The following is a 17,767-nucleotide window of genomic DNA, read 5'->3' as shown; positions in this document are numbered from 1 at the left end:
AATTATCTGGTGCGGATTGCTGCCCTCACCCTGGTCCTCTCCCACAGGGAGAGGGAATTTAGACGCCGAGCTCTGCTCGTGTTGGTAATCCTTCGCTGTCACCCTGCACCTGAATCGCCAGCGAACCAATTTTGTTGCCTCGCGCCACGGCCTGCGACAGTGGTTTGCCCTCCAGCAGGGCGCTGATAACCCCGACGGCAAACCCATCGCCCGCGCCCACGGTATCGACCACGTTGTCGACTTTTACCGCAGCGACAGCGCCTTGCTCACCGTCGGCAGTTTTAAACCATGCGCCGTCGGCACCGGTTTTTAGCACCACGGCTTTTACCCCTTTGTTGAGGTAAAAATCAGCAATGCCTTCGGGCGTGCTTTCGCCAGTGAGGATCATTCCCTCTTTTATGCCCGGCAGAACCCAGTCCGCCTGAAACGCCAGTCGGTTGAGTTTCTCAGCCATCTCCGCTTCGCTTTTCCACAGCACCGGGCGCAGGTTAGGATCAAAGGAGATCGTTTTGCCCTGCGCTTTCATTGCCGAAGCCGCATGATCCAGTAAATCGTACGAGCTGGCCGAGAGCGCCGCCGCCACGCCGCTCAGGTGCAGGTGGCGCGCGGAGGAGAAATACGCGGCGTGATAATCATCCACGGAGAGATGGCTTGCCGCTGAGCCTTTGCGGAAATACTCCACGATGGGATCGGTTCCATTTTCAACTTTAGATTTCAGCTGAAAGCCCGTCGGGAAGCGTCCGTCAAGGGTCACGCCTGCGGCATCAATGCCCTCTTTTTTCAGCGAGTCGAGAACGAAATGGCCAAAGCTGTCATTTCCCACGCGGCTTACCCAGCCGACATTCAGCCCCAGCCGCGCAAGTCCCGTCGCGACGTTCAGCTCGGCACCTGCCACGCGTTTAATGAAGTGCTCCACTGCGCTCAGCTCGCCCGTTTCGGTGGCGACAAACATCGCCATGGCCTCGCCAATGGTGATGACATCCAGCGTCTTGTGCATGGTTTACTCCTCGCGCAGCAGGTTGACGTAATGGCGGGTGACGGCGGTGAGATCCGTCCCTTCCAGCGGAAATTCGATACCGCGTGGCGCATCGGCAGGGAGCTGATTAAGCAGATCCCGCCAGCGAGAATCGGCCTGATCCGGCGCGACGGCGCGGAACTGCGCCTTATGTGGGACCGCGGCCTTAACATGAATATAGCTCACGGCGGGAGCCAGCTGACGTGCAGCCTCTTCCGGGGAGTCGCCAACCCACAGCCAGTTGCCCATATCGAACGTCAGCGTGACCGGCAGCGCCATTACCCGGCAGGCGGCTTTGAAACGCTGCATCGGCGCGAGCTGCCCGCAGTCGGTCTGGTCGTTTTCCACCACCAGCGTCATGCCGCTTTCATCCAGCAGTGTGCGCAGGGCTTCAAGGGGCTGTTTGTCGCTGAAATGACCCAGCGAGACTTTAAGCCACAGCGCGTTCAGGGTGCTGGCTTCGCTAAGGTAGCGCGGGAGATCCGGGTTGAGGGTGCCATCGGGCATAAACAGGGGGGCCGGGGCGGAGTAGCACGCCAGTAAACCCAGCAGTTCAATGGACTCGCCGAGCGCAGGCAGGGCCATTAACTCGTCGTTGCTGAAGAGCTCGCGGCGGATTTCAACGCCATCAGCTCCTGCGCCGGCAATAACGGGAAGCATCGCCCGTTGACCGCCTGCCTGTCGCACCTGGTCCGCGCCATACGCGGCGGTGACCACCATAATTTTCCTGCTCATTTCCTGACTCCAGAGCGTAATCGATAGTATTACGCTAGATGGAACCGGTTCCAAAGAAAAGATCGGGATGCTGAATTTATGATCGCTGTCACGAAGGGGAAATTAACGGGCAGTAGAGCCGCGAACGATCAGCTCGCCGGAAAAAACCTGCTCGCGTACGGCGTCGCGGGTGCCTTCAATGCGGCGAACCACTTGTTCAACTGCGGCATAGCCGATCTGCCAGGTGGGTTGTTTGAGGGTGGTGATGCCTACGCCAGCAAGTTCTGCCCACTCCAGTTCATCAAAGCCGAGTAAGCCGATGTCGCTGCCCCAGTGCAGGCCAATGCGTTTAAGCGAGCGGGCAACCTGAAGCGTCAGCGCCCCGTTCGCGGAGATCACCGCTTTGCGCATTCCCCGATGGCGGGTATGGAACTGGCGCAGGGTATTATCCAGCTGCCCGGCTTCATGCAGGGGGATTTCGGCATTCTCGGCGATCACGCCGGGATATCGCGCCAGCGTGGCACGAAATGCAGCCAGGCGGTCGCGGCGGGTGTTAACCATGCCCAGCGGTTCGCTCAGGAATAAAATGGCTTCGAAGCCCTGTTCAATCAGGTGCTCGGTGGCGGTGGTAGCCGCCTGGGTGTTATCCAGCCCGACCACATCGCAGGCAAATTCCGGGATTTTTCGGTCAATAAGCACCATTGGCAGAGAGGATTGTTGCAGGCGATTTAGCCCCTCTTCTCGCATCCCGACGGCATTCACCACAATCCCTTCCACCTGATAGCTGCGCAGCAGATCGAGGTAATGCAGCTCCTGATCAACCTCGTTATTGGTGTTACAGACCAGCGGGGTAAAGCCTTTCTCACGGCACGCCGCTTCGATGCCGCTGAGGACGTTTACGGAGTAGGGGTTGGTGATATCGGCGATGATGAGGCCAATCAGACGGGTGCGTCCCCGCTTGAGGCCGCGCGCCATCAGGCTGGGACGGTAGTCGAGATCGGCAATGGCCTGTTCGATTCGCGCCAGCAGCGCATCGGAAAGCAGGTGTTTCTCGCCGTTGAGGTAGCGTGAAATGCTGGTTTTACCGGTTTTGGCGGCTTTCGCCACGTCGCTGATGGTGGCCCGGGTTGGTTTGATCATCGCTGATTTCCCTGAATTTAGTGAGAATACCTTAGCGGGAAAATCTGGCGAATCAAGCAATTTACCGGGTGGCGCTGCGCTTACCGGAGGTTGCGGTCTGATGTCCTCACCCCAACCCTCTCCCACGGGAGAGGGCGCAAACACTAAAAACGGCAACGGGGTTGCCGTTTTGCTTTTAACTACTGCACCGGGCTTAACGTAATCTCAACGCGGCGGTTCTGCGCTTTGCCTTCCGCCGTGCTGTTGCTGGCGATCGGGTTAGCCGGACCCATGCCGCTGGTGCGGATGCGGTTCGCTTCTACGCCCTGGGCGATCAGCGAGCTGGCCACGGAATCGGCGCGCTGCTGGGACAGACGCATGTTCAGATCCTGGCTGCCGGTGCTGTCGGTGTAGCCAATCACGTTCACGGCAGTTTTATTGTACTCTTTCAGCACTGCGGCCACGCCGGTCAGGGTGTTCGCGCCTGCGGGTTTCAGCGTCGCGCTGCTGCTGTCAAAGGTCACGTTGTTTGGCATGTTCAGGATGATGTTGTCACCGCTGCGCGTCACGCTCACGCCCGTACCTTTCATTTTGTCACGCAGTTTTGCTTCCTGCACGTCCATGTAATAACCCACGCCGCCGCCCAGGGCTGCGCCTGCCGCTGCGCCAATCAGTGCACCTTTGCCGCGATCTTTCTTGGAGGAGGAGAGTGCGCCAACGCCAGCGCCCACCAGGGAACCAATACCCGCGCCAATGCCGGATTTGCCCGCTTCGCGTTCACCGGTGTAAGGGTTGGTTGTGCAGCCAGAAACAGCCAGTGCGCCGCTCACCAGAGCGGCAATAACGAGTACGCGTTTTTTCATCTTATTTCCTTAATCCTTTTTATTCTTTGCCACGATGGACGTGGCAGTGGATTATGACGTCCGGATACGGAGAAAATTCAGTGTATAACTCTGAAATTTGTCACAAACGATAAACTGCCTCAATGAAAGGCCGAAACACCTGCACGCAACCAGGAGCGCACGCTTTGAGCACCTCAACAAAAACCATTCTGACCGCCGCCCACTGGGGGCCGATGCTGGTCGAAACCGATGGCGACACTGTGCTGTCGTCTCGCGGGGCTTTGCCTTCGCGCCATCTCAACTCTTTACAGACCGTCGTTCGCGATCAGGTACACAGTAAAACCCGCGTCCGCTGGCCGATGGTGCGTAAAGGCTTTCTGGCGTCACCGGATAAGCCGCAGGGTATTCGTGGGCAGGATGAGTTCGTACGCGTGAGCTGGGACGACGCGCTGGCGCTGATCCATACCCAGCATAAACGCATTCGCGACAGCTATGGCCCGTCGTCCATTTTTGCCGGCTCCTATGGCTGGCGCTCGAACGGCGTGCTGCATAAGGCCGCAACCCTGCTGCAACGCTATATGAGCCTGGCCGGAGGATACACCGGCCATCTGGGTGATTACTCGACCGGCGCGGCGCAGGCAATCATGCCGTATGTCGTGGGCGGGAATGAGGTTTATCAGCAGCAGACCAGCTGGCCGCTGGTGCTGGAGCATGCGGAGGTGGTGGTGCTCTGGAGCGCCAACCCGCTCAATACCCTGAAAATTGCCTGGAATGCGTCCGACGAGCAGGGCGTTTCCTACTTTGATGCGCTGCGCAAAAGCGGCAAGCGCATCATCTGTATCGATCCGATGCGTTCTGAAACGCTGGATTTCTTCGGCGACAGCGCCGAGTGGATCGCGCCGCATATGGGCACCGACGTGGCGATGATGCTGGGCATCGCCCACACCCTGGTGGAGAACGGCTGGCACGATACGGAATTTCTGGCGCGCTGCACCACGGGCTTCGATAAATTTGCCGACTACCTGACGGGACAAACCGACGGTATCGCCAAAACCGCAGAGTGGGCTGCGGCGATTTGCGGCGTTGATGCCGTTAAAATCCGCGAACTGGCGACGTTATTCCATAGCCGTGTCACGATGCTCATGTCCGGCTGGGGGATGCAGCGCCAGCAGTTTGGCGAGCAGAAGCACTGGATGCTGGTGACGCTCGCCGCGATGCTCGGGCAGATTGGCACACCCGGCGGCGGTTTTGGGCTTTCCTATCACTTTGCTAACGGCGGCAACCCGACGCGAAAAGCCGCGGTGCTGGCCTCCATGCAGGGCTCAGTGCAGGGTGGCGTGGACGCGGTAGATAAAATTCCGGTGGCACGCATTGTTGAAGCCCTGGAGAACCCAGGCGGGTTTTATCAGCACAACGGCCAGGATCGGCATTTCCCGGATATTAAGTTTGTCTGGTGGGCGGGTGGGGCCAACTTCACCCATCACCAGGATACTAACCGCCTGATCCGCGCCTGGCAGAAACCGGAGCTGGTGGTGATCTCGGAGTGCTTCTGGACCGCGTCAGCGAAACATGCCGATATCGTTTTGCCCGCCACGACCTCGTTCGAGCGTAACGATCTCACCATGACGGGGGATTACAGCAATCAGCATATGGTGCCGATGAAGCGCGTCGTGGCTCCCCGGGATGAAGCGCGGGATGATTTTGATGTCTTTGCCGACCTGAGTGAAATGTGGGAAGCGGGCAGTCGGGAGCGTTTCACCGAGGGCAAAACCGATCTGCAATGGCTGGAAACGTTTTACCAGATTGCCAGCCAGCGCGGGGCTGCGCAGGGCGTGACGCTGCCGCCATTCGCTGAGTTCTGGGAGGCGAATCAACTCTTCGAAATGCCGGAAAGCGAGCAGAATGCGCGGTTTGTGCGCTTTGCTGACTTCCGTCGCGATCCGGAGAATCACCCGCTAAAAACCGAAAGCGGGAAGATTGTGATCTACAGCGAACGCATCGCCAGCTTTGGCTACGCGGACTGTCCGCCACATCCGGCGTGGCTGGAGCCGGACGAATGGCATGGCAATGCGCAGCCGGGGCAGCTTCAGCTGCTGTCTGCCCATCCCGCCCATCGTCTGCACAGCCAGCTCAACTATTCGGCTTTGCGCGAGCAGTATGCGGTGGCGGGTCGTGAGCCGATTGCGCTGAACAGCGATGACGCAAAGGCGCGGGGGATTAACCACGGCGACCTCGTTCGGGTCTGGAACGCGCGCGGGCAGGTGCTGGCAGGCGCCGTGGTGAGTGACGGGATCCGCCCTGGCGTTTTCTGCATTCATCAGGGCGCATGGCCGGATCTGGCGCTGGACGAGGGCGGTATTTGTAAGAACGGCGCCGTAAACGTGCTGACCAAAGATCTCCCCAGCTCGAAGCTGGGGAATGGCTGCGCGGGGAATACGGCGCTGGCATGGGTGGAGAAATATGAGGGGCCGGCGCTTACCCTTACGGCGTTTGATCCGCCTGCCAGCTCATGATCCACGTCGGGTGTTGGGTATCATCCTGCCAGGCGCTGTCTTCGATGCGAAAACCCTGAGCATGATAGAAATTCACCGCCCGCACGTTTTTCTGATACACCTCCAGACTTAAATACGGATAGTGCTGCTGAACGTGGTTCAGCAGCGCACGCCCGATCCCCTTTCCGATGAACGCCGGGGCGATAAACAACGCCCCCACGAACTGGAACTGCATGACGCTGATAAAACCGCACAGGGTACCGTTTTCTTCCCAGACCCAGGTCTCGGCGGCGGGAAGGTATTCATCCCGCACTACCGCTTCATTCGCTTGCCAGTAACTTGCGTCGATAAACGGATGCGCCTCGGTGGTGCTCTCCAGCCACAGACTCAAAAGCGGAGCGGTGTCCTCACTTTGCCATTTGCGGATCATGGTGGCCCTCCGGATGGCAGAAGCAGCCCGTAATGTGGTCATTGACCAGCCCGCAGGCCTGCATAAAGGAGTAACAGATGGTGGTGCCCACAAACTTAAAGCCGCGTTTTTTCAGCGCTTTCGACAGGGCATCTGAGGCGGGGGTCGACGTTGGGATCTCTGCAAGCGTGGCGGCCTGCGTCACCTTCGGCTCGTTATCCACAAACGACCAGACGAATGCTGAGAAGGGTTCGCCGTTTTGCTCCATCGCCAGATAAGCACGCGCGTTACCAATAATGGCCTGAATTTTACCGCGATGGCGGATGATACCGGTATCCAGAACCAGCCTTTCCACGTCGTCGTCGGTCATGGCGGCAACCGCAGCCGGATCGAACTGGTGGAAGGCTTTGCGATAGTTCTCACGCTTTTTCAGAACGGTGATCCACGACAGTCCGGCCTGCTGGCCTTCAAGGCAAATCATTTCAAACAGTTTTTTACCGTCGGTTTCCGGTACGCCCCATTCCTTGTCGTGATAATCGATATAAAGCTGATCCTGGCTTACCCAGCCGCAACGTTGCATAGGTCATCTCCCTTCCTGATACGGTAAACGCAAAAATTTCAATCTGCCCGGCTTGACGTGTCTGCTAAAGAGACAATAGTTAATACAGGGCTATACGCCCTAATACCTCTTCGAACAATGACATATATCGCCGAACTCGGCTCTTTCTGGAGTCGCTTTGATGATGATAAAAAAAATCAGTGGTCGCCATGCTGCTTCTGGCCTGGTGGGTGTTTCAGTCTGCCTGCTTTTTTGTAACACCGCTTTTGCGTGGCAACAGGAATATATCGTTTCAGATGCTCAAAGTAATACGATGGAACGCTATACATGGGACGCCGATCACCAACCTCGTTATGAAGATATTCTCGCGGAGCGTATTAACCGTACGCAGAATGCTGCGGGGTTTACCCTGAACGATCCCTCCGGTTCGGATGCGGAAACCGTTCTGAGCGTTGGCTGGAATTTTCCCGTGGCGGGACATTTCACCACCGGGCCCGTAATGGCGTGGCGCACTGATGGCGCTCCCTCCGCACCAGTGAATGCGTTTGAGGATACAACCACCACGCAGTCGCTTACCGATCCACTCTGGCATGCCAGCGTGAACTCATTGGGGTGGCGTGTCGATACGCAGTATGGTGATTTACACCCCTGGGCGAAGATCAGCTATAACCAGCAAACTGAAGAAGAATATTTATATACGCTGGGATTGAGCGCCAAATTTTAAAGGGTTGTCACTTTTTTAAACGCTGCCGTAACATATTTAATACAATAACGGCAGGGACTGTAGCGATAGTGATCGCTCACCTTTGAGCTTTTTCTTCTCCGGCAAGGTCATTCATTCCCGCTTCCAGGCATTTCATTCCGTTTCTCCTGCATTTCATGCCGTTTTACCCCTGGCGTTATGGGGTTTTGTTTATCGTGTCCTCAGCGAATTTCCTTAATTTATCTTGCAGGACACTGCCATGAACACATCAACTTATAACCGCACGCGTTGGCTGACGCTATTCGGCACCATCGTTACCCAGTTCGCACTGGGATCGGTCTATACCTGGAGCCTGTTTAACAGCGCCCTGTCTGATAAGATCGGCGCGCCGATAAGCCAGGTGGCGTTCTCCTTCGGCTTGCTGAGTCTTGGGTTAGCAATTTCCTCTTCCGTGGCGGGCAAACTTCAGGAGCGCTTCGGCGTGAAGCGTGTAACCATGGCCTCCGGGATCTTGCTGGGCGTGGGCTTCTTCCTGACGGCATATTCCGACAACCTGATGATGCTGTGGCTGAGCGCCGGGGTGCTGGTGGGGCTGGCGGACGGCGCAGGTTACCTGCTGACGCTGTCTAACTGCGTGAAGTGGTTCCCGGAGCGTAAAGGGCTTATCTCCGCGTTTGCCATTGGTTCATATGGCCTGGGCAGCCTTGGCTTCAAATTCATCGATGCGCATCTGCTGGCCTCGGTGGGGCTTGAGAAAACCTTTATGATCTGGGGCGTGATTGTGCTGGTGATGATCCTCTTCGGCGCAACGCTGATGAAAGACGCGCCGCAGCAGGAAGTGAAAACCGTTAACGGTGTGGTGGAGAATGATTTCACCCTTGCACAGTCCATGCGTAAACCGCAGTACTGGATGCTGGCGGTGATGTTCCTGACGGCCTGCATGAGCGGTCTGTATGTCATCGGCGTGGCGAAAGATATCGCGCAGGGAATGGTGAAACTGGACGCGGCGACGGCGGCGAACGCGGTAACGGTCATCTCCATTGCTAACCTCTCGGGTCGTCTGGTGCTCGGTATCCTGTCTGACAAAATCGCCCGCATCCGCGTGATTACGCTGGGGCAGGTCATCTCTCTGGTGGGCATGGCGGCGCTGCTGTTTGCACCGCTGAACGAAGCGACATTCTTTGCGGCGATAGCCTGCGTAGCCTTTAACTTTGGCGGTACCATTACCGTCTTCCCGTCGCTGGTGAGCGAGTTCTTCGGCCTGAACAATCTGGCGAAAAACTACGGTGTGATTTATCTCGGCTTCGGTATCGGCAGTATTTGCGGGTCGCTGATTGCCTCGCTGTTTGGTGGCTTCTACGTGACATTCTGCGTGATATTTGCCTTGTTGATTATTTCACTGGCGCTGTCCACCACGATTCGTCAGCCGCAACGCGAGGTCTATAAAGAAGCGCATGCATGATTCGATAAAAAGGGGCCGCAGGGCCTCTTTTTTTATCGCAATATCACTTCCGGACTTGTTATTTTGTAAAAATTCTCATCGATTCACATTCTCTGCTGCCACTTTTCTTCCTCGCTGTGGTCTACTTATCGCGCTTGTAGACGTTTCTGATAACGGTTTATCTCGCACCTACTTACTCTGTCTGCTTTCTCAATGAGATTCGGCGGGTCTTTATACCCCTTCCCCCAGGGTTGTTTGCATGAAATATATCAGGTCTCTTACCCAGCAAAGATTGTGTCTGATGCTGGCTGTCTATATCGGTTTGTTTCTGAATGGCGCGGTGCTGTTCAGAAGAGTGGAAGGTTATTTTGAACACCTCACCGTAAGAAACGGGATTTTCGCCGCGATTGAAGTGTTTGGCTCAATTCTGGCAACCTTCTTCCTGCTACGTCTGCTCTCGCTTTTTGGCAGACGTACATGGCAGGTTCTGGCCTCGCTGGTGGTGATTATCTCTGCCGCCGCAAGCTATTACATGACATTCATGAATGTGGTCATTGGCTACGGTATTGTGGCCTCGGTGATGACCACGGACATCGACCTCTCGAAAGAGGTGGTGGGGCAAGGGTTCATCATGTGGACGATTTTGACCTGCCTGATCCCGCTCTTCTTTATCTGGAGTAATACCTGTCGCTATACCCTGTTACGCCAGCTGCGTACCCGTGGGCAACGCATCCGCAACGTCGCCGTCGTTCTTCTGGCGGGTCTGCTGGTATGGGCGCCTATTCGCCTGATGGAAAAACAGCAAAAGCGGATCGAAAAAGCGACAGGCGTAGATATGCCAAGCTACGGCGGCGTGGTGGCTAACTCGTATCTGCCGTCTAACTGGCTGTCGGCGCTAGGTCTCTATGCCTGGGCTCAGGCGGACGAATCCAGCGATGTGAAATCGCTGATTAACCCGACCAAAAAGTTCACCTACCAGGCTCCGGCTGACGGACTGGATGATACTTACGTGGTCTTCGTTATCGGCGAAACGACGCGCTGGGATCATATGGGTATTCTCGGTTATGACCGCGATACCACCCCGAAACTGGCGCAGGAAAAGAACCTGGTGGCATACCGCGGCTACTCCTGCGATACCGCCACGAAGCTTTCGTTGCGCTGTATGTTTGTTCGTGAGGGCGGTGCGAGTGATAATCCTCAGCGCACTCTCAAAGAGCAAAACGTGTTTGCTGTTCTGAAGCAGCTTGGATTTAGCTCCGATCTGTTCGCCATGCAAAGTGAGATGTGGTTCTACACCAACACCATGGCGGATAACATCGCCTACCGCGAGCAGATTGGCGCCGAGCCGCGTAACCGCGGAAAGAACGTTGATGATATGCTGCTGCTCTCTGAGATGGAACAGTCGCTGAAAAACCATCCGCAGGGTAAGCACCTTATTGTTCTGCATACCAAAGGTTCACACTACAGCTACTATCAGCGTTACACGCGCGATTTCGCCAAATGGACGCCTGAGTGCGTCGGCATTAACAAGAACTGTAGCAAGCAGGAGCTGATCAATGCCTATGATAACTCGATTCTGTATGTGGATACCTTCCTCAGCCGGGTGATCGACCAGCTTCGCGATAAGAAAGCGATTGTGATTTACGCGGCCGACCACGGCGAGTCCATCAACGAGAAAGAGCATTTACACGGCACGCCGCGTAAGCTGGCCCCGCCTGAGCAGTTCCGCGTGCCGATGATCATGTGGATGTCGGATAAGTACCTGGAAAACCCGGACAAAGCCAAAATGTTTGCCCATCTGAAACAGCAGGCAGAGATCAAGGTACCGCGCCGTCACGTTGAGCTGTACGACACCATTATGGGTTGTCTCGGCTATACCTCACCGAACGGTGGGATTAACGAAAACAACAACTGGTGTAAACTCCCTGATAACACCACAAAAGCCGCGCAGTAGCTGGTCTGGCGAGAATATCGCCAGTTGAATGGCTTTTTGAAAATAAGGGATTGACGGGGGCGCACCTCAGCAGTAAGATGCGCTCCGCATTCGGCGAGTAGCGCAGCTTGGTAGCGCAACTGGTTTGGGACCAGTGGGTCGGAGGTTCGAATCCTCTCTCGCCGACCACATTCTAAAAAGGGCTAACCGCAAGGTTAGCCCTTTTTGCATTAACGCGTTACCCCGCACGAGTCCTCAAAATACCCCTTAGCCCTGCTTCCCCCTGCCTGCTTGCGGTTTTGTGACATAATCCATTGTATTTTTTTATATATAGTTTGATCTTTTTTCGCGTTGCTTATGGATAACCTCAGCATTTTTCGCTGTGCGTTTTAACGTTCGCGGTATTTAGTGCTCAGATAATCACCATTCTGTAAGAAAATTTACCCATTCTGAATAAAACTTAATCACTGAGTGTTGCGAAATATGAAGATAATTGTGCTGCATCATGGCGAGTAGCATAAATTTCTCTGCTGAAAACTCACGGTCAGGGTTTTTTTAATCTTTGTTTGCGGTTTCTCACACTCCACGTAAATCCCCGCCACCTGTATTGACGTTTTCACATTCTGTTGACAGATTGTAGGGCACGAGGGGCATTTCAGGGAGGATCTGCGCTGCAACTCAAACGCTCTTCTGAAAGGATTCTCTATCCCTTTTAACGCCTTCGGGCATCACCGACCGGACCGGGTAAAAAATAAATAAAGGTCAGGCGGCGTAACACAACAAAGCAAAACATCACATTGGAGCACAATAATGAGTATTTCCTTGAAGAAGTCAGGGATGCTGAAGCTTGGTCTGAGCCTGGTGGCCATGACCGTTGCAGCAAGCGTACAGGCAAAAACCCTGGTTTACTGTTCTGAAGGCTCTCCGGAAGGCTTTAACCCACAGCTCTTTACCTCTGGTACGACTTACGACGCAAGCTCTGTACCGATCTATAACCGTCTGGTTGAATTTAAAACCGGCACCACGGAAGTAATTCCTGGCCTGGCTGAAAAGTGGGATGTCAGCGAAGACGGTAAAACCTATACCTTCCACCTGCGCCAGGGCGTGAAGTGGCAGGACAGCAAAGAATTTAAACCTACGCGCGACTTTAACGCCGACGACGTTGTGTTCTCCTTCGACCGTCAGAAAAATGCCCAGAACCCGTACCATAAAGTGTCTGGCGGCAGCTATGAATACTTCGAAGGGATGGGTCTGCCAGACCTGATCGCTGAAGTGAAAAAAGTGGACGATAAAACCGTTCAGTTTGTGCTGACGCGTCCGGAAGCGCCATTCCTGGCTGACCTGGCGATGGACTTCGCCTCGATTCTCTCTAAAGAGTACGCGGACAACATGCTGAAAGCCGGCACGCCGGAAAAAGTGGACCTGAACCCAATCGGTACCGGCCCGTTCCAGCTGCTTCAGTACCAGAAAGATTCCCGTATTCTGTATAAAGCCTTCCCGGGCTACTGGGGCACCAAGCCGCAGATCGACCGTCTGGTCTTCTCCATCACGCCTGACGCATCCGTGCGTTACGCAAAATTGCAGAAAAACGAATGTCAGGTGATGCCGTATCCAAACCCGGCTGACATCGCGCGCATGAAGCAGGACAAAAATATCAACCTGCTGGAGCAGGCGGGCCTGAACGTGGGTTATCTCTCCTTCAACACCGAGAAGAAACCGTTCGATGACGTGAAAGTGCGCCAGGCGCTGACTTACGCGGTGAACAAAGAAGCGATCATCAAAGCCGTTTACCAGGGCGCGGGCGTTGCGGCCAAGAACCTGATCCCACCAACCATGTGGGGCTATAACGACGACATTAAGGACTACACCTACGATCCTGAGAAAGCGAAAGCGCTGCTGAAAGAAGCGGGCCAGGACAAAGGCTTCACCGTCGAGCTGTGGGCGATGCCGGTACAGCGTCCTTACAACCCGAACGCACGTCGTATGGCGGAAATGGTTCAGGCTGACTGGGCGAAGATTGGCGTACAGGCCAAGATTGTGACCTACGAGTGGGGCGAGTACCTGAAGCGCGCCAAAGCGGGCGAACACCAGGCGGTCATGATGGGCTGGACCGGCGACAACGGGGATCCGGACAACTTCTTCGCGACCCTGTTCAGCTGTGCGGCAGCGAAAGACGGTTCTAACTACTCTCGCTGGTGCTACAAGCCGTTTGAAGACCTGATCCAGCCGGCGCGTGCGACCGACGATCACAACAAACGTATTGAACTGTACAAGCAAGCGCAGGTTGTTATGCACGATCAGGCCCCGGCGCTGATTGTTGCTCACTCCACCGTGTACGAGCCAGTGCGTAAAGAAGTGAAGGGCTACGTGGTTGATCCACTGGGCAAACACCACTTCGAAAACGTATCTGTTGAATAATAAGTAGGGTGTTCTCCCTCTCCCTGTGGGAGAGGGCAGGGGTGAGGGGCGTGCATGCATCCCCTCATCCTAACCCTCTCCCACAGGGAGAGGGAATTTACATTTGTGAGCAATACAGACGTCACGCCACTGGGCGTGCGTCATCAGAGAGAATCCGGGTTATGTTGCAGTTCATCCTCCGACGTCTGGGACTGGTTATCCCGACGTTTATCGGTATCACCCTTCTCACTTTTGCCTTCGTCCATATGATCCCGGGTGACCCGGTAATGATTATGGCGGGCGAGCGTGGTATCTCCCCTGAACGTCATGCGCAACTGCTGGCTGAACTCGGCCTTGATAAGCCGATGTGGCAGCAGTATCTCCACTATATCTGGGGTGTGTTGCACGGCGATTTAGGGATTTCACTGAAAAGCCGTCTTCCGGTGTGGGACGAGTTCGTACCGCGCTTTAAAGCGACGCTGGAACTCGGTATCTGCGCCATGATCTTCGCGACCGCGGTAGGGATCCCCGTTGGCGTACTGGCTGCCGTTAAGCGTGGCTCTATTTTCGACCACACCGCTGTTGGCCTGGCACTGACCGGCTACTCCATGCCTATCTTCTGGTGGGGCATGATGCTGATCATGCTGGTCTCGGTGCAGTGGAACCTGACGCCGGTCTCCGGACGCGTCAGCGACATGGTTTTCCTTGACGACACCAACCCGTTAACCGGCTTTATGCTGATTGATACGGCGATCTGGGGCGAAGAGGGCAACTTCATTGATGCGGTTGCGCACATGATCCTGCCTGCAATGGTGCTGGGCACCATCCCTCTGGCGGTGATCGTGCGTATGACCCGTTCCTCCATGCTGGAAGTGCTGGGCGAGGATTATATTCGTACTGCCCGCGCTAAAGGCCTGACCCGTATGCGCGTCATCATCATTCATGCCCTGCGTAACGCTATGCTGCCGGTGGTAACCGTTATCGGTTTGCAGGTCGGTACGCTGCTGGCGGGGGCGATCCTGACCGAAACCATCTTCTCCTGGCCGGGTCTTGGACGCTGGCTGATTGATGCGCTGCAACGCCGTGACTATCCGGTTGTGCAGGGCGGTGTACTGCTGGTCGCGACGATGATTATCCTCGTCAACCTGCTGGTCGATTTGCTGTACGGCGTGGTGAACCCGCGTATTCGTCATAAGAAGTAAGGGGCCATCATGTCACAAGTTACTCAAAATAAAGTGGTCACCGCACCGGTGCCAATGACGCCGATGCAGGAGTTCTGGCACTACTTCAAGCGCAACAAAGGCGCGGTCGTCGGGCTGGTGTATGTTTCCATCATGATCCTGATTGCGGTGTTTGCGAACTTCCTTGCGCCGTATAACCCGGCTGATCAGTTCCGCGATGCGCTGCTGGCACCTCCTGCATGGCAGGACGGCGGAAGCCTGACGCACCTGCTGGGCACCGACGACGTGGGCCGCGATGTGCTGTCGCGCCTGATGTACGGCGCACGCCTGTCGCTGCTGGTTGGCTGCCTCGTTGTCGTACTGTCGCTGATCATGGGGATCGTACTCGGCCTGGTGGCAGGCTACTTCGGCGGCATTGTTGATAACATCATCATGCGCGTCGTCGACATTATGCTGGCATTGCCAAGCCTGCTGCTGGCGCTGGTGCTGGTGGCGATCTTTGGTCCGTCGATTGGTAACGCCGCGCTTGCGCTGACGTTTGTTGCGCTACCGCATTACGTGCGTCTGACCCGTGCGGCGGTGCTGGTGGAAGTGAACCGGGACTACGTTACCGCCTCTCGCGTGGCGGGTGCCGGTGCTATGCGTCAGATGTTTATCAATATCTTCCCAAACTGCCTTGCGCCGCTGATTGTTCAGGCGTCGCTCGGTTTCTCTAACGCCATTCTTGATATGGCCGCTCTTGGCTTCCTTGGCATGGGTGCGCAGCCGCCAACACCGGAGTGGGGCACCATGCTCTCCGACGTGTTGCAGTTCGCGCAAAGCGCCTGGTGGGTCGTCACCTTCCCGGGTCTGGCGATTCTGCTGACGGTGCTGGCATTTAACCTGATGGGTGACGGTCTGCGTGATGCACTTGATCCCAAACTGAAGCAGTAAGAGGCACGAGATGGCGTTATTAAATGTAGATAAATTATCCGTGCACTTTGGCGACGAAGGCACACCGTTTCGCGCCGTGGACCGCATCAGCTACAGCGTTAATCAGGGCGAAGTGGTCGGGATTGTAGGAGAGTCGGGCTCCGGTAAGTCAGTGAGTTCGCTGGCGATTATGGGGCTGATTGACTACCCCGGTCGCGTGATGGCGGAAAATCTGGAGTTCAACGGTCAGGATCTGAAGCGCATTTCCGAAAAACAGCGCCGCCAGCTGGTGGGCGCGGAAGTGGCGATGATCTTCCAGGACCCCATGACCAGCCTGAACCCATGCTACACCGTCGGTTTCCAGATTATGGAAGCCATTAAGGTGCATCAGGGCGGGAATAAGAAAACCCGTCGCCAGCGTGCTATCGATCTGCTGAACCTGGTGGGGATACCTGACCCAGCATCGCGTCTGGACGTTTACCCGCATCAGCTTTCCGGCGGCATGAGCCAGCGCGTGATGATCGCCATGGCGATTGCCTGTCGACCAAAACTGCTGATTGCGGATGAACCAACTACCGCGCTGGACGTAACCATCCAGGCGCAAATCATCGAGCTGCTGCTGGAGTTGCAGCAGAAAGAGAATATGGCGCTGGTGCTGATTACGCACGACCTGGCGCTGGTGGCGGAAGCGGCACACAAAATCATCGTGATGTATGCGGGTCAGGTAGTGGAGACCGGAAGTTCGCACGATATCTTCCGCGCGCCGCGTCACCCGTATACGCAGGCGTTACTGCGCGCGCTGCCGGAGTTTGCCCAGGACAAAGCGCGTCTGGCGTCACTGCCGGGTGTGGTTCCGGGTAAATATGACCGTCCGCAGGGCTGCCTGCTGAATCCGCGCTGCCCGTATGCGACGGATAAATGCCGCGCCGAGGAGCCAGAGCTGAATCTGCTGGCCGATGGTCGGCAGTCAAAATGCCACTACCCACTCGATGATGCCGGGAGGCCAACACTATGAGTACGCACGAGGCCACCACGCAACAGCCGCTGTTGCAGGCTATCGACCTGAAAAAACATTACCCGGTGAAGAAGGGGATTTTTGCCCCCGAGCGCCTGGTAAAAGCGCTGGACGGCGTCTCCTTCAGCCTTGAACGCGGTAAAACGCTGGCGGTCGTCGGGGAGTCGGGCTGTGGAAAATCCACGCTGGGCCGTCTGCTGACGATGATCGAAACGCCAACCGGCGGCGAGCTTTACTATCAGGGCCAGGATCTGCTCAAGCACGATCCGCAGGCGCAGAAGCTGCGTCGTCAAAAAATCCAGATTGTGTTCCAGAACCCGTACGGTTCTTTAAACCCGCGTAAAAAAGTGGGGCAGATTCTGGAAGAGCCGCTGCTGATTAACAGCAATCTGAGCAAAGAGCAGCGTCGTGAAAAAGCGCTGGCGATGATGGCGAAGGTGGGGCTTAAAACCGAGCATTACGATCGCTACCCGCATATGTTCTCTGGCGGTCAGCGTCAGCGTATTGCCATCGCCCGTGGGCTGATGCTTGACCCGGACGTGGTGATTGCCGATGAGCCGGTCTCAGCGCTTGACGTGTCCGTACGTGCGCAGGTGCTTAACCTGATGATGGATTTACAGCAGGATCTGGGACTGTCGTACGTCTTCATCTCCCATGACCTGTCCGTGGTTGAGCACATTGCCGATGAGGTGATGGTGATGTATCTGGGACGCTGCGTGGAGAAGGGGACGAAAGATCAGATCTTTACTAACCCGCGTCATCCGTATACGCAGGCGCTGCTGTCTGCAACGCCGCGGCTGAACCCGGATGACCGCCGGGAGCGCATTAAGCTGACCGGCGAGTTGCCAAGCCCACTTAACCCGCCGCCGGGATGTGCGTTCAACGCCCGTTGCCGTCGCCGCTTCGGCCCGTGCACGCAGTTGCAGCCACAGCTGAAGGATTATGGCGGACAGCTGGTGGCCTGCTTCGCGGTCGATCAGGATGAAAACGGCGAAAAGCCGCAGGCATAAATAAAAAAACCGGCGTTAAGCCGGT

Annotated in this window: 15 protein-coding genes and 1 tRNA gene; 10 read left to right on the top strand and 6 right to left on the bottom strand. The window is 56.1% G+C overall.

The annotated features are described in order from the left end of the window. Positions 1 to 58: 58 nt before the first annotated feature. The 4 genes from SK58_RS00830 to SK58_RS00815 form a co-directional block, all read right to left on the bottom strand. Positions 59 to 997: a sugar kinase gene (locus SK58_RS00830; RefSeq protein WP_017694734.1), complete on the bottom strand. Its 939-nt coding sequence runs from the start codon at positions 995 to 997 to the stop codon at positions 59 to 61. Between the two features lie 3 nt (positions 998 to 1,000). Next, on the bottom strand, positions 1,001 to 1,750 hold the full coding sequence (locus SK58_RS00825; protein ID WP_045333503.1) for a sugar phosphate isomerase/epimerase family protein: 750 nt from the start codon (positions 1,748 to 1,750) through the stop codon (positions 1,001 to 1,003). 102 nt (positions 1,751 to 1,852) lie between these two features. Continuing rightward, positions 1,853 to 2,869 (bottom strand): LacI family DNA-binding transcriptional regulator, encoded by a 1,017-nt coding sequence (locus SK58_RS00820; RefSeq protein WP_015569988.1) that lies wholly within the window; start codon positions 2,867 to 2,869, stop codon positions 1,853 to 1,855. A gap of 179 nt (positions 2,870 to 3,048) precedes the next feature. Further along, on the bottom strand, positions 3,049 to 3,711 hold the full coding sequence (locus SK58_RS00815; RefSeq protein WP_015569987.1) for an OmpA family lipoprotein: 663 nt from the start codon (positions 3,709 to 3,711) through the stop codon (positions 3,049 to 3,051). A 122-nt stretch (positions 3,712 to 3,833) separates the two neighbouring features. Between SK58_RS00815 and SK58_RS00810 the strand changes: the two genes are divergently transcribed. Further along, positions 3,834 to 6,203, top strand: a complete 2,370-nt coding sequence (locus SK58_RS00810) for a molybdopterin guanine dinucleotide-containing S/N-oxide reductase (RefSeq protein WP_047717051.1) — start codon at positions 3,834 to 3,836, stop codon at positions 6,201 to 6,203. Here SK58_RS00810 and SK58_RS00805 read toward each other — a convergent pair. Next, positions 6,172 to 6,612 carry an N-acetyltransferase gene (locus tag SK58_RS00805; protein ID WP_048219211.1) on the bottom strand — a complete coding sequence of 147 codons (441 nt, stop codon included), beginning with the start codon at positions 6,610 to 6,612 and terminating at the stop codon, positions 6,172 to 6,174. The two genes, SK58_RS00810 and SK58_RS00805, sit on opposite strands and share 32 nt — an antisense overlap. Continuing rightward, positions 6,590 to 7,171 carry a DNA-3-methyladenine glycosylase I gene (tag, locus tag SK58_RS00800; protein WP_017383572.1) on the bottom strand — a complete coding sequence of 194 codons (582 nt, stop codon included), beginning with the start codon at positions 7,169 to 7,171 and terminating at the stop codon, positions 6,590 to 6,592. Before tag ends, SK58_RS00805 begins: the two co-directional genes overlap by 23 nt. A 160-nt stretch (positions 7,172 to 7,331) precedes the next feature. Between tag and SK58_RS00795 the strand changes: the two genes are divergently transcribed. From SK58_RS00795 to dppF, 9 genes are all read left to right on the top strand, one after another. Continuing rightward, entirely contained in the window at positions 7,332 to 7,874 is a 543-nt protein-coding gene (locus SK58_RS00795) for a hypothetical protein (RefSeq protein WP_015569983.1), read from the top strand. A gap of 238 nt (positions 7,875 to 8,112) precedes the next feature. Next, complete coding sequence (locus tag SK58_RS00790; RefSeq protein WP_015569982.1) at positions 8,113 to 9,315, top strand: L-lactate MFS transporter; 1,203 nt, start codon at positions 8,113 to 8,115, stop codon at positions 9,313 to 9,315. A 238-nt stretch (positions 9,316 to 9,553) separates the two neighbouring features. Beyond that, positions 9,554 to 11,248, top strand: a complete 1,695-nt coding sequence (gene eptB, locus SK58_RS00785) for a kdo(2)-lipid A phosphoethanolamine 7''-transferase (protein ID WP_017383570.1) — start codon at positions 9,554 to 9,556, stop codon at positions 11,246 to 11,248. Between the two features lie 91 nt (positions 11,249 to 11,339). After that, positions 11,340 to 11,416, top strand: a tRNA-Pro gene (locus SK58_RS00780). Between the two features lie 621 nt (positions 11,417 to 12,037). Beyond that, a complete protein-coding gene (gene dppA, locus SK58_RS00775) occupies positions 12,038 to 13,645 on the top strand; it encodes a dipeptide ABC transporter periplasmic-binding protein DppA (protein WP_006177809.1) in 1,608 nt (535 codons plus the stop codon). 161 nt (positions 13,646 to 13,806) lie between these two features. Beyond that, a complete protein-coding gene (dppB, locus tag SK58_RS00770; protein ID WP_006810536.1) occupies positions 13,807 to 14,826 on the top strand; it encodes a dipeptide ABC transporter permease DppB in 1,020 nt (339 codons plus the stop codon). A 9-nt stretch (positions 14,827 to 14,835) separates the two neighbouring features. Then, positions 14,836 to 15,738 (top strand): dipeptide ABC transporter permease DppC, encoded by a 903-nt coding sequence (gene dppC / locus SK58_RS00765; protein WP_017383569.1) that lies wholly within the window; start codon positions 14,836 to 14,838, stop codon positions 15,736 to 15,738. Positions 15,739 to 15,748: 10 nt separating this feature from the next. Then, positions 15,749 to 16,732 (top strand): dipeptide ABC transporter ATP-binding protein, encoded by a 984-nt coding sequence (gene dppD / locus SK58_RS00760; RefSeq protein WP_015569978.1) that lies wholly within the window; start codon positions 15,749 to 15,751, stop codon positions 16,730 to 16,732. Then, a complete protein-coding gene (gene dppF, locus SK58_RS00755; RefSeq protein WP_017383568.1) occupies positions 16,729 to 17,742 on the top strand; it encodes a dipeptide ABC transporter ATP-binding subunit DppF in 1,014 nt (337 codons plus the stop codon). Before dppD ends, dppF begins: the two co-directional genes overlap by 4 nt. Positions 17,743 to 17,767: the final 25 nt, after the last annotated feature.

Source organism: Enterobacter sp. BIDMC93, from assembly GCF_001037805.1.
In the GTDB taxonomy this organism is placed as follows: domain Bacteria; phylum Pseudomonadota; class Gammaproteobacteria; order Enterobacterales; family Enterobacteriaceae; genus Enterobacter; species Enterobacter hormaechei_C.
This window is presented reverse-complemented; position numbering and strand designations above follow the sequence as displayed.

Bases quoted from the DNA above. Each gene is read 5' to 3' on its own strand.
- tag (WP_017383572.1), bottom strand. From the start codon at position 7,171: ATGCAACGTTGCGGCTGGGTAAGCCAGGATCAGCTTTATATCGATTAT.
- SK58_RS00795 (WP_015569983.1), top strand. From the start codon at position 7,332: ATGATGATAAAAAAAATCAGTGGTCGCCATGCTGCTTCTGGCCTGGTG.
- dppF (WP_017383568.1), top strand. From the start codon at position 16,729: ATGAGTACGCACGAGGCCACCACGCAACAGCCGCTGTTGCAGGCTATC.
- SK58_RS00825 (WP_045333503.1), bottom strand. From the start codon at position 1,750: ATGAGCAGGAAAATTATGGTGGTCACCGCCGCGTATGGCGCGGACCAG.
- dppD (WP_015569978.1), top strand. From the start codon at position 15,749: ATGGCGTTATTAAATGTAGATAAATTATCCGTGCACTTTGGCGACGAA.
- SK58_RS00790 (WP_015569982.1), top strand. From the start codon at position 8,113: ATGAACACATCAACTTATAACCGCACGCGTTGGCTGACGCTATTCGGC.
- dppB (WP_006810536.1), top strand. From the start codon at position 13,807: ATGTTGCAGTTCATCCTCCGACGTCTGGGACTGGTTATCCCGACGTTT.
- SK58_RS00805 (WP_048219211.1), bottom strand. From the start codon at position 6,612: ATGATCCGCAAATGGCAAAGTGAGGACACCGCTCCGCTTTTGAGTCTG.
- SK58_RS00815 (WP_015569987.1), bottom strand. From the start codon at position 3,711: ATGAAAAAACGCGTACTCGTTATTGCCGCTCTGGTGAGCGGCGCACTG.
- SK58_RS00830 (WP_017694734.1), bottom strand. From the start codon at position 997: ATGCACAAGACGCTGGATGTCATCACCATTGGCGAGGCCATGGCGATG.
- SK58_RS00820 (WP_015569988.1), bottom strand. From the start codon at position 2,869: ATGATCAAACCAACCCGGGCCACCATCAGCGACGTGGCGAAAGCCGCC.
- SK58_RS00810 (WP_047717051.1), top strand. From the start codon at position 3,834: ATGAAAGGCCGAAACACCTGCACGCAACCAGGAGCGCACGCTTTGAGC.
- dppA (WP_006177809.1), top strand. From the start codon at position 12,038: ATGAGTATTTCCTTGAAGAAGTCAGGGATGCTGAAGCTTGGTCTGAGC.
- eptB (WP_017383570.1), top strand. From the start codon at position 9,554: ATGAAATATATCAGGTCTCTTACCCAGCAAAGATTGTGTCTGATGCTG.
- dppC (WP_017383569.1), top strand. From the start codon at position 14,836: ATGTCACAAGTTACTCAAAATAAAGTGGTCACCGCACCGGTGCCAATG.